The 10,837-nt window shown below is 72.4% G+C and carries 11 protein-coding genes; 6 read left to right on the top strand and 5 right to left on the bottom strand.

The window, feature by feature from the left end; genetic code table 11:
• Positions 1-208: 208 nt before the first annotated feature.
• Together AB0F29_RS40070 and AB0F29_RS40065 are read right to left on the bottom strand one after the other, a co-directional pair.
• Entirely contained in the window at positions 209-1,681 is a 1,473-nt protein-coding gene (locus AB0F29_RS40070) for a DUF3152 domain-containing protein (RefSeq protein WP_361883527.1), read from the bottom strand.
• 8 nt (positions 1,682-1,689) lie between these two features.
• Positions 1,690-2,655: an alpha/beta hydrolase gene (locus AB0F29_RS40065; protein ID WP_361883524.1), complete on the bottom strand. Its 966-nt coding sequence runs from the start codon at positions 2,653-2,655 to the stop codon at positions 1,690-1,692.
• Positions 2,656-2,766: 111 nt separating this feature from the next.
• Here AB0F29_RS40065 and AB0F29_RS40060 point away from each other — a divergent pair, with 111 nt between their 5' ends.
• The 4 genes from AB0F29_RS40060 (at position 2,767) to AB0F29_RS40045 (ending at position 4,641) form a co-directional block, all read left to right on the top strand.
• A complete protein-coding gene (locus tag AB0F29_RS40060) occupies positions 2,767-2,982 on the top strand; it encodes a hypothetical protein (RefSeq protein WP_361883521.1) in 216 nt (71 codons plus the stop codon).
• Between the two features lie 167 nt (positions 2,983-3,149).
• Positions 3,150-3,791, top strand: coding sequence for a TetR/AcrR family transcriptional regulator (locus tag AB0F29_RS40055; protein WP_018956316.1), 642 nt, complete (start codon positions 3,150-3,152; stop codon positions 3,789-3,791).
• A 140-nt stretch (positions 3,792-3,931) separates the two neighbouring features.
• Positions 3,932-4,159, top strand: coding sequence for a DUF3107 domain-containing protein (locus AB0F29_RS40050; protein WP_003966467.1), 228 nt, complete (start codon positions 3,932-3,934; stop codon positions 4,157-4,159).
• Between the two features lie 203 nt (positions 4,160-4,362).
• Entirely contained in the window at positions 4,363-4,641 is a 279-nt protein-coding gene (locus tag AB0F29_RS40045; RefSeq protein WP_361883517.1) for a hypothetical protein, read from the top strand.
• A gap of 7 nt (positions 4,642-4,648) precedes the next feature.
• On the opposite strand, the gene AB0F29_RS40040 is transcribed toward AB0F29_RS40045, so the two are convergent.
• The gene (locus AB0F29_RS40040) at positions 4,649-5,395 is read right to left on the bottom strand and encodes a ferritin-like fold-containing protein (RefSeq protein ID WP_007446800.1); all 747 of its coding nucleotides are present in this window, start codon (positions 5,393-5,395) and stop codon (positions 4,649-4,651) included.
• Between the two features lie 450 nt (positions 5,396-5,845).
• On the opposite strand from AB0F29_RS40040, the gene AB0F29_RS40035 reads away from it, so the two are divergent.
• The gene (locus tag AB0F29_RS40035; protein WP_361883514.1) at positions 5,846-8,128 is read left to right on the top strand and encodes a DEAD/DEAH box helicase; all 2,283 of its coding nucleotides are present in this window, start codon (positions 5,846-5,848) and stop codon (positions 8,126-8,128) included.
• 120 nt (positions 8,129-8,248) lie between these two features.
• Here the strand turns inward: AB0F29_RS40035 and AB0F29_RS40030 are convergent, their stop codons facing one another.
• Positions 8,249-8,512 (bottom strand): TM2 domain-containing protein, encoded by a 264-nt coding sequence (locus AB0F29_RS40030; RefSeq protein ID WP_007446802.1) that lies wholly within the window; start codon positions 8,510-8,512, stop codon positions 8,249-8,251.
• A 360-nt stretch (positions 8,513-8,872) separates the two neighbouring features.
• Here AB0F29_RS40030 and AB0F29_RS40025 point away from each other — a divergent pair, with 360 nt between their 5' ends.
• Positions 8,873-9,730 (top strand): alpha/beta hydrolase, encoded by an 858-nt coding sequence (locus tag AB0F29_RS40025; protein WP_361883511.1) that lies wholly within the window; start codon positions 8,873-8,875, stop codon positions 9,728-9,730.
• A 69-nt stretch (positions 9,731-9,799) separates the two neighbouring features.
• On the opposite strand, the gene AB0F29_RS40020 is transcribed toward AB0F29_RS40025, so the two are convergent.
• Positions 9,800-10,711: an NYN domain-containing protein gene (locus AB0F29_RS40020; protein ID WP_361883508.1), complete on the bottom strand. Its 912-nt coding sequence runs from the start codon at positions 10,709-10,711 to the stop codon at positions 9,800-9,802.
• Positions 10,712-10,837 lie beyond the last annotated feature (126 nt).

The following is a 10,837-nucleotide window of genomic DNA, read 5'->3' as shown; positions in this document are numbered from 1 at the left end:
GGAAGCCCCTTCCATCCGTCACGACGATCTCTTAGTCTCACACTCTGTTCACATATTGGTATTTGATGATCTCGCAACAGAGGTCAGGCGCGGGGAGGGTGAACCGTCGTAACTTTCCCGCCCCGGTCGCGTTCCGTCGCGATACAGCGGTCGGTTGTTACGGGGAGTCAGGCCCGGGCCAGCCCTTTGCGGGCCACGCGTGCCGAGGTCAGCCGGTGGGGTGCACCCAGGGGTTGGGCTTGCACGTGACGCCTTCCAGCTTCAAGGTCTTGGTCTGCTGCTGCATGACCGGGGCCAGCGCTCCGGGCGTGCGGCAGCTCACGTGGTTGTGGCCCAGCCGGTGGCCGACCTCGTGGTTGATGAGCATCTGACGGTAGGACAGCAGTTTTTCCGGGCCGAAGGTGGCAGCGCCCTGCGCCCAGCGATAGGCGTTGATCATGACGCGGTCGGTCGCGGCGGAATCGCAGGAGACGTTGTCGACCGTGGTGTCGAGACCGGACTCGGCACACCAGTCGCCGGTGGTCCCGGGGCTGGCGAGTGTGATCACGAAGTCCGGGGTCCCCGACGAGATGCGCTCGAACGTCATCGCGCCGTTGTGCGCCCAGCTCCGGTCGTCGTTGAGCGTCTTCTGCACGGCTTCGGCGAACAGGCCGGCGTCGAGCCCGAGTCCCTTCTCCACATCGACCCGGTAGCGGTGCTTCTGTCCCTTCCCCGGGGCCTTCGCGAGTCCGGGCACCGCCTCGAACGTGCCGCTCGCCCTCAGGTCCGCGGCGAGCGGAAACGGCTGCGCCATCCTGTCCGCGTACGAGAGGGGTTTGACCTCGGGCTTCACCGAGGGCTGCTTCGGGGCCGGGCGGGCGTCGGAGCGCGAGGCGTCCTCGCCCGGGCCCTGCCGCTCCACACCGGCGGCGCGCGCGGCGGCCGCACGGTCACCGGAGTCCTCGGCGACCTGCCCGGCCACCACGACCGCGAGCACGGTGGTCACCGCGGCGGCGGCAATGCCGGTGAACGTCCGCCCCTTGCCGCCCCGGTTCGCGGCGCGTTCGTCCGGCTCCCCGGCCTCGGCGTCGGCGTCGGCGTCGGCGTCGGCGTCGTCCACGCCGTCCGGGGTTCCGGCCGGCGGCGCGGCTGGTGCGCCCGGCGGGGCGTCGGCGTCGAAGGCGTCGACGAACTCCCGGCGCGGGCCCGGCACCGAGCCGGCGGGCGTCGGCTGCTGCGCCGCCCGGCCGTCCGCCGCGCGCTGGGCCGCGCGCTGGGCGGACACCTGGCGGGCCACGGCCTGCTGCCGGGCGGCGGTGTCCTGGGGCCCGGCGGGCCCGCCGGGATGCGGCCGGGCGTCGGCGGGTCGGGTGTCCGGAGCGGAGTACCGGCCCTCGTCCTGGTGGGGCGGACGGGGATGGAGGGCGCTGCGGGGCGCGGGGGCGCCGGGCCCTTGGTCGTAGCGGGGTGCCGGCCCGGTGCCCCAGCCGCCGCCCTGCTCACGCTGTTCGGGGTGGCCGCCGCGCACCTGCGGGGCGTCGGCGGAGAACGGGCCCCGCCCGTCACCGGTCGGCGCGGGAGCGGTCCGCCTGCGCCGGCCGCCGCCGGGCGCGGGCCGCGCGGCGGCGCGCTCGCCGCCCGGTTCCGTCGCGGCCGCGTCCGGGCGGATCGCCCCGGAGCCCTTTCGACTGTGTCGTCCCACGCCCCGGATCAGCTCCCGCCGCAATCGTCCAGCAGTTCCCGGAACGCCTGGGCGACCGCCTCCGGGTACTCCATCATCGCCACGTGCCCCGCGTCGGGCAGCGTCAGCAGCCGGGCGTCGCGGAAGGCCGCGGACGCCCTGCGTGCCATCCGGTACGAGACGAGCTGGTCCCGTCCGCCGTACACGAGCTGGGTCGGTGCGAGCACCCGCTCGGCCTGGCGCCACAGTCCGTGCTGGCCGCCCAGGGTGTACGCGTCGACGAGGCCCCGGGCCGAACGCGTCATCGCGTCCCAGAAGTACGGCAGCTCCAGCCGCCGCTCCATCTCGGCCACCGCGTTGCGGAAGGCTTCGTCGGAGACCCGTGCCGGATCGCCGTAACAGAGTGCCATGACTCCGCGCGTCCGCCGCTCCGCCGTCCAGCCCTTCGTCAGCCGGGCGAACAGGGATGCGACTCCCGGCGCCGCGAGGAGGCCGGTCGGGACGGCGGGTCGCTGCACCCGCCACTCCGGCAGGGCGGGCGAGATCAGGGTGAGGGTGCGCACCAGGTCGGGGCGGACCGCGGCGACCCGGGTGGCGACGGCGCCGCCCAGCGAATTGCCGAACAGGTGGACGGGCCCCCGCTCCTCCGCGTCCAGCAGCCGGATCACCGCACGGGCGTGTCCGGTCACCGAGTAATTACCGTCGTCCGGCGGCGGCGAGTCCCCGAATCCGGGCAGGTCGACCGCCTCGCCGTCGACCAGGTCGGACAGCAGCGGCATCAGCGCGGACCAGTTCTGCGACGAGCCGCCGAGCCCGTGCACGTACAGCGCGGGGGGCAGCCCGGTCCGGTCGCCCGGCCGGCAGCGGACGTTCAGGCCGATCCCCGGCAGCGACACGGAGCGCAGCCGTTCGCCGTCGGCGACCCGGACGGCACTGACCGTGGGGGCCACCGCGGCGGCGGCGGCCTGGATACCCGGCAGCTCGGTCGAAGACATACGGCAATGTTACGAGACGATCACGCCCCCATTCATGTGTTCGCCGTCACAGGCCGCATCGCGGGGTGGACGGGTAGCTCCTAGGCTTCGAGGGAAGGAAGGGAGCTGCACATGACGGTCGACCCGAGCGACCCGGACACCTTCGAGAGCGCCGAACCGGAAGCGGCGGGGCCCGAGGCCCCGGAGGCGGACGCCGCCGAGCAGCGTACGGATGTCCGGCCCGAGGACGACGAACGGGCGGAGAACGTCGATCCGGACACCGCCAATGAGGCCGATGTGGCGGAACAGCGCAGGGTGATTCCCTTGGATGAGGACGATTACCGGTAGTACGCCCCGGTTTGCTCACGAGCGGGGAGAACTGTGGCTTCCACAGCTGTCCGGTCCATGAAATTCTGCGTCCGCGCCGCGCACAGCCGGGTTACCCAAAAGTACGATGGCTGTACGGCGCAGCGTGCACGGACCGGCTGTGCTGGAACACATATTTGGGAGGCGGCGTGACAGCCATCGAGCAGACAGAGGCCGCGCGCCCGCGGGGTACACGCCTTCCCCGCCGCGCCCGGCGCAATCAGCTGCTGGGCGCCGCACAGGAGGTCTTCGTCGCGCAGGGCTACCACTCCGCCGCGATGGACGACATCGCCGAGCGGGCCGGAGTCAGCAAGCCGGTGCTCTACCAGCACTTCCCCGGAAAGCTGGAGCTCTACCTGGCCCTGCTCGACCAGCACTGCGAGTCCCTGCTCCAGGCCGTGCGCACGGCGCTGGCCTCCACGACGGACAACAAGCTGCGCGTCGAGGCGACGATGGACGCCTACTTCGCGTACGTGGAGGACGAGGGCGGCGCGTTCCGGCTGGTCTTCGAGTCCGACCTGACCAACGAGCCCGCCGTGCGCGAGCGGGTCGACCGGGTGTCCCTCCAGTGCGCCGAGGCCATCTCCGACGTGATCGCCGGGGACACCGGCCTGTCCAAGGACGAGTCCATGCTGCTGGCCGTGGGCCTCGGCGGCGTCTCCCAGGTGGTGGCGCGCTACTGGCTCTCCAGCCGGTCCACCATCCCCCGCGACACGGCCGTCCAGCTCCTCACCTCGCTGGCCTGGCGGGGCATCGCGGGCTTCCCGCTGCACGGCGCCGAGCAGACCTGAGCCCTCCGGCGGGGGACGCCTGACGCCGTGTTCGCTGCGGGCGTTGCCGGTCGGGCCCTGAGCCCCGCTCCCGCCGGGCTAATGTGGCTGCGTACGGCGCGGTACGCCGCGCAAGGACTGACCGTCGGAGGGACATAGCCGTGGAGGTCAAGATCGGGGTGCAGCACACGCCCCGCGAGATCGTTCTGGAGAGCGGGCTTTCCGCCGAGGACGTCGAGAGCGCGGTCGCCGCGGCACTGGGCGGCAAGGCGGAGCTGCTCAGCCTCACGGACGACAAGGGCCGCAAGGTCCTGGTGCCGGCCGACCGGATCGCGTATGTGGAGATCGGTGAGCCGACCACCCGGCGGGTGGGATTCGGGACGCTGTAGTCCACCGGACGCGTTGATCACAGGAGCGGCCCGGCGGGGATGTCCCCGCCGGGCCGCTCCTGTGTCGTCCGCCGGTCTCTCTGCCCGTCCCGGGCCCCGTACGGGTCGGAACGGTCCGCCGGAGGGTTGCTCCTCACGGACTGGGGGTAGTACCGCCTACGACCGATTTGCCCGCCCCGCACACCCCCGCGAGGTGATCCTCTGTGATCTGGGAATCCTTCGGCGCCGCCGTCCTCGGACTCGCCCTGTCCTGGGCGGCGCTCCGATCACTGGCCGACCGACTGCCGACCGGCCGTGCGGTATATCTCACGGGCGCGCTGGGCGCCCTGTTCGGCGCGTATCTGACACATGCCGCGCTGGGTACCGGCCATGTCCTGACGACGCTGATCGGAGCCGTGTCCGTCGGGGCGGTGACGCTGTCGCTCCTGATCCGACCACGCGGCCGCCACCTCGCCCGGTCGGCGGCGGCGGCGGCCCAGTAGCGGGGTGTTACGCGGCCAGTCCCAGCGCGGCCATCCGCTTGGTGTGGGCCTCGGTGATGCGGGAGAACATCCGGCCCACCTCGGCCAGGTCGAAGCCGTCCGCGACGCCGCCCACCAGCATCGTCGAGAGGGCGTCGCGGTCGGCGACCACCCGCTGGGCCTGCGACAGCGCCTCGCCCATCAGCCGGCGCGCCCACAGCGCGAGCCGTCCGCCGAGCCGCGGGTCGGCCTCGATCGCGGCGCGCACCTTCTCCACGGCGAAGTTCCCGTGGCCCGTGTCGTCGAGCACGGACAGCACCAGGGACCGGGTGTCGGTGTCGAGCCGGGCCGCCACCTCACGGTAGAAGTCGCTCGCGATCGAATCGCCGACGTACGCCTTGACCAGGCCCTCCAGCCAGTCGGACGGCGCCGTCTGGCGGTGGAAGTCGTCGAGCGCCTTGGCGAACGGCTCCATCGCGGCGGTGGGGTCCTCGTCCACGGCGGTGAGCCGCTGGTTGAGCTGCTCGAAGTGGTGGAACTCGGCAGCGGCCATCTTCGCCAGCTCCGCCTTGTCGCCGAGTGTCGGCGCGAGCTTCGCGTCCTCCGCCAGCCGCTCGAAGGCCGCCAGCTCTCCGTAGGCGAGGGCGCCGAGCAGGTCCACGACCGCGGCGCGGTACTGCGGGTCGGCTGCCGCGGTGGCCCAGTCCTGGGCGGCGATCCCGGTGGCTGCGGAAGCTTCGGCGGGGGTCTCAGTGGCGTGGTCAGGCGTCTCCATGAACGGAACGATAGCCCGCTCCGCGCAGGGCGGAAGGGCCTGGTCAGCCGGGGACCTCATACCGTTCCGATGAATTCGTCCAACACACATGCGCGAATCCGGGGTACAGTGGTATTGCGCTTACTGAGCACTGTGCTGTGCCAGAGGCGCACCCTTGAATGAGGATGCCCGGTCGGTGGCCCGATCGGCTCCGACCCGACAGCCCTCCACGCGGTGCGTACGACACGTACGACCGCAGCTGAGGGGCCCCCTCAGCGGCACGAGCGCTCGAGCGACGGCAGTGGTCCCGCGCCACCCGGCCCATCCACGGCCGGATGACCAACCCCGGCACGGTACGACCCCCAGCGTTCGCCTCGGGCCGCGTCTCACAGAAGAGGCAGCACCCTGACTACGTTCCGCGACCTCGGTATTCTTTCCGAGACGGCCGAAGCCCTTGAGGCTGTCGGCATCATGTCCCCCTTCCCCATCCAGGAGATGACGCTCCCCGTAGCGCTCTCCGGCTCCGACGTCATCGGCCAGGCCAAGACCGGCACCGGCAAGACGCTCGGCTTCGGTCTCCCGCTCCTGGAGCGTGTGACCGTCCCCGCCGACGTCGAGGCGGGCCGCGCCAAGCCCGAGCAGCTGACCGACGCGCCGCAGGCGCTCGTCGTCGTCCCCACCCGCGAGCTGTGCCAGCAGGTCACCAACGACCTGCTCACGGCCGGCAAGGTCCGTAACGTCCGCGTTCTCGCGATCTACGGCGGCCGGGCGTACGAACCCCAGGTCGAGGCCCTCAAGAAGGGCGTCGACGTGATCGTCGGCACCCCGGGCCGTCTCCTGGACCTGGCGGGCCAGCGCAAGCTCGACCTCTCCCACATCCGCGGGCTCGTCCTCGACGAGGCCGACGAGATGCTGGACCTGGGCTTCCTGCCCGACGTCGAGCGCATCATCACGATGCTGCCGCCCAAGCGTCAGACGATGCTGTTCTCGGCCACCATGCCCGGCGCCGTCATCAGCCTCGCGCGCCGCTACATGTCGCAGCCCACGCACATCAACGCCACGTCGCCCGACGACGAGGGCACGACCGTGAAGAACACGGTCCAGCACGTCTACCGCGCCCACAACATGGACAAGCCGGAGCTGCTCTCCCGCATCCTCCAGGCCGACGGCCGCGGGCTCGCGATGGTCTTCTGCCGTACGAAGCGCACGGCGGCCGACATCGCCGAGCAGCTGGAGAAGCGCGGCTTCGCCTCCGGCGCGGTCCACGGCGACCTCGGCCAGGGCGCCCGCGAGCAGGCGCTGCGCGCTTTCCGCAACGGCAAGGTCGACGTGCTGGTCTGCACCGACGTCGCCGCGCGCGGTATCGACGTCGAGGGTGTGACCCACGTCGTCAACTACCAGTCGCCGGAGGACGAGAAGACCTACCTCCACCGCATCGGCCGCACCGGCCGCGCGGGCGCCAAGGGCATCGCGATCACGCTGGTCGACTGGGACGACATCCCGCGCTGGCAGCTGATCAACAAGGCCCTGGACCTGAAGTTCCCGGACCCGCCCGAGACGTACTCCACCTCGCCGCACCTCTTCGAGGATCTCGGCATCCCGGTGGGCACCAAGGGTGTGCTGCCGCGCGCCGAGCGGACCCGTGCCGGTCTGCGCGCGGAGGAGGTCGAGGACCTCGGCGAGACCGGCGGCCGCGGCCGCAAGGCCGCCGCACCGGCCCCCGCCCGTGAGGAGCGCGAGCCCCGCACCCGTACGCCGCGCCAGCGCCGCCGCACCCGTAGCGGCTCCGCGGCGGAGGAGGGCGCCGCGACGGTGCCCGCACCCGCCAAGGAGACCTCCCCGGCCTCCCCGGTCGCCGCGGTCGCACCGGCCGGTGCCGAGGCCTCCGACGACGCACCGCGTACGCCGCGCCGTCGCCGCCGTACCCGCGTCAGCGCCCCCGAGGCCGTCACCGAGGCGGCCGTGGCGGTCGCCGAGGCTCCGGTGGTTCCCGCTCCGGTGGCCGAGGCCGCGCCCGTGATCGAGGCCGCGCCCGTGATCGAGGCCGCACCGGTGGCCGAGCCGGTCGCGGAGGCCGTGCCGGAGACCAAGCCGCGCCGCCGTCGCAGCCGCGCCGCCGTGAAGCCGGTGGCCGAGGAGACGGCCTCGCCCGTCGCCGCGGCTCCGGCCACGCCGGCCCCGGCCGAGTTCCAGACCGTGGCCGTCGCCGCGGGCGTCGCGGAGCCGGCAGCCGAGCCGAAGGCGCTCAAGCCGCGCCGCCGCACCCGGATCGTGAAGCCGGCCGACGAGGTCGACTTCCAGATCGCCCCGGCCGCCGAGCCGGAGCCCGACGTGAAGACGCGTCGTCGTCCGGCCCGCGCCACGACGAAGGCCAAGTCGGAGCCGAAGGCCGCGGCCACGTCGGCCGAGCCGAAGGCCCGGGCGACCAGGACGACGAAGTCCCGGGCGAAGGCGGAGACCGAGGTGACCGCGGAGACCACGGAGAAGGTCGCCACGAAGGCGGCGGCGAAGAAGGCCACCGCCAAGGCGGTAGCCGTCGAGCAGCCCGCCGCCGAGGCACCGGCCGCCGAGGCGGACGCCAAGCCGCGCCGTCGCCGTGCCACCCGCAGCGTCACCTCGACCGCGACCCAGGAGGCCGCCGTGGTCTCCGAGGCCGAGGCCGTGGTGAGCGAGGCCGCCGCCGAGACGAAGCCGCGCCGCCGTCGCGCCACCCGCCCGGCGGGCAAGGCGTCGGCGACGACGACCGAGAGCTGACGCCTCCGGCCACACCGCACCACACGTAGCGCTCCGCCCCGTCGATCCGATGATCGACGGGGCGGAGTTGTTCCCCCGAGGCGACAAGGTCCGTCCGGTGTCCGCGCGGGCGGTGCCGGATCAGTTGCGGAGGACGCGGCCCTGCTTGTCGGTGCGGTCATTGCTGGTGAGGTAGAGGATGCCGTCGATCAGCGCCCAGACGCCGAGACCACCGAAGGTGAGGAGCTGGGCGATACCCACACCGATGGACCCGACGTAGAAGCGTCCGATACCGAGACCTCCGAGAAGTATCTGGAGGACACCGGCGATGACCTTCGACTTGTCGGAGTAGGGGCGGCCCTGTTGGTCGAAGCCGTAAGGGGCGTCCGGGGTGGGGACGGACATGAGGTATCTCCTGGGTGAGCGGAAGAGCAACCGGATTCGAGAATTCCGGCGCGGAGCCATGAGGGAGCGGCGCCGAAGGACGGCGCGCTGAGGACTCCCTGTGTAATGACAGGGTAAAGATGACCGGGGTTCCATCGACACGGCAACGAATGATCGTGCCCACGGGCGGGACGGGCGGCGGCGAGCGCGTTCGGCGCGGTGACCGGCTCCGGTGGGCACAGTTCCCGGAGCACAGTTCCTGGGGCAGCTCCCGGGCACGGCTCCCGGGGCACAGCTCCCGCGCTGGAAGTAGCGCGGCAGCGAGGCCGGTGACGCCGCCCGGTGAGGCGAGGAGGGGTGCGGCGGGGATAGCCTCGCCGTATGAGCCGCCCGCCCACTTTCACCCCGCCCCCCTGTGCGCGCGCCCGTGTCCTGGCGACCGAGCGCGGCGATTTCGCCGTCCTGGACGCCGTACCGCGTACCCCGGAACGGGCCACCGCCCTGCTGCTTCCCGGATACACCGGCAGCAAGGAGGACTTCATCGCGCTGCTGGAGCCGCTGTGCGCGGCGGGCTACCGGGTGGTCGCGGTGGACGGCCGGGGGCAGTACGAATCGAAGGGGACGGGCCGTCAGGAGAGTTACGCGCAGGCCGAGTTGGCCCGCGATGTGCTGGCCCAGGCGGCGGCCCTGGGCGGTGGGGACGGCCGGCTGCATCTGCTCGGGCACTCGCTCGGCGGTCAGATCGCCCGCGCCGCCGTGCTGCTGGACGCCACCCCGTTCCGCTCGCTGACCTTGATGTCCTCGGGCCCCGCCGAGGTCGTCGCGGCCCAGCGGGACAAGGTGAGGATGCTGAGCGACGCGTTGTCCGTGCTGTCCATGGACGAGGTGTGGGAGGCGATGCGGGCACTCGATCCGCCGCAGGACGCGGACACCGGCGACGGTGCGGACATGCGCCACCGCTGGCTCGCCCACCACCCGGCCCAGTTGATCGCCACCGGGGCCCAACTGGCGGCCGAACCGGACCGGGTGGACGAGCTGGCCGCCGTCGGCCTGCCCGTCCACGTGCTGTCCGGGGAGCGCGACGACGTGTGGCCGGTGGAGCTGTTCGACTCCATGGCGCGGCGTCTCGGCGCCCGCCGCACCACGATCGCCGGCGCCGAGCACTCCCCCAACACCGCCCGCCCGTCGGAGACCGCGAAGGCGCTGGCCGCGTTCTGGGACGGTCTGCCGGCCGTCTGACGCACCGGCGGCGCTCCCCGACGCGTCCCGCCGGTCTCGGAGGCGCCGCCGCCGGCCGGCCCGCTTCCGTCAGTACTGCGACTGCAGGTGCTGCCAGAAGCCGTCGCGGAGCGCCCGTCGCAGGTGCGCGTGGCCGCGCAGCGAGTGCTGGAGCAGGCGTTCCGCCTCCACCAGCAGGTCCTGGTCGACGGAGCCCGGCAGATAGGGGTGGCCGGGCAGCAGGTCGGCCAGGGACTCCCGGCCGCGCGCGGCGAGCCAGGCGGCCGCGATCTGTGCGCCGACGAAGCGGACGTCCTCCCGGGAGGGGGCCGGGCTGTCGTCCTCGTACGTGGTGACGGGCCGCCGTGTGACGTAGGGGCGGCAGAAGTCGAGTTCGAAGGTGCGCTGGCTGTCGACCTCCCACAGCAGCGGTTCGGCCTGGTTGCGTCCGTCGGCGGCCTCGATGCCCCAGAGGTGCACCCGCGCCCCGTAGCCCTGGGCGGCCTCGACCGCCGAGACCAGGTCCTCGTCGCCGCCGACGAGCGCCGCGTCGCTGATGGCTCGGTGCCGGGCGAGGGATTCGAGGTCGGTGCGGATGAGCGAGTCGACGCCCTTCTGCTGGTTGTTGGCGTTGAGGTTGCCGAGCCGCACCTTGACGTCGGGGAGTTCGGCGATGGCCTGCTGCTCGGTGGTGTGGATGCGGCGGCGGGCCCCGTCGTACCAGTAGACGCGCAGCAGCCTGCTGTCCGCGAAGATCGTGCGGGCCTTGTCGATGAAGGCCTCGATCAGCCCTTCGGCGTCGAGGTCGAAGGAGCGCCGGTCCTCGGTGCCGGTGACGAGCAGCCCGGCCGCGGCGTACACATAGCCGGCGTCCACGAAGATGGCGTGCGTCGACGGGGTCTTGGAGACCTCGATGAGCATGCGTTGGAGCAGCTCGTTGGTGCGGTCCAGGCGGGCGCCGAGACCGGCTCCGCCGAAGGACTGCGGGTCCGCCTCGTTCATGCGAACCCCATGGTCTGTGGTGGCGTGACTACCAACGGGTACTTAGACATCCAAAAAATTTCCTTAGCGTAGGGAATGTTTGCAGGGGGCAAGCCGTTGTCACCCATGTGGAACGCGAGGGAAACC

The sequence above is a fragment of the Streptomyces sp. NPDC026589 genome (assembly GCF_040638385.1).
GTDB lineage: Bacteria > Actinomycetota > Actinomycetes > Streptomycetales > Streptomycetaceae > Streptomyces.
The sequence above is the reverse complement of the archived record's forward strand: the minus strand, read 5'-3'. Positions and strand labels throughout refer to the sequence as shown.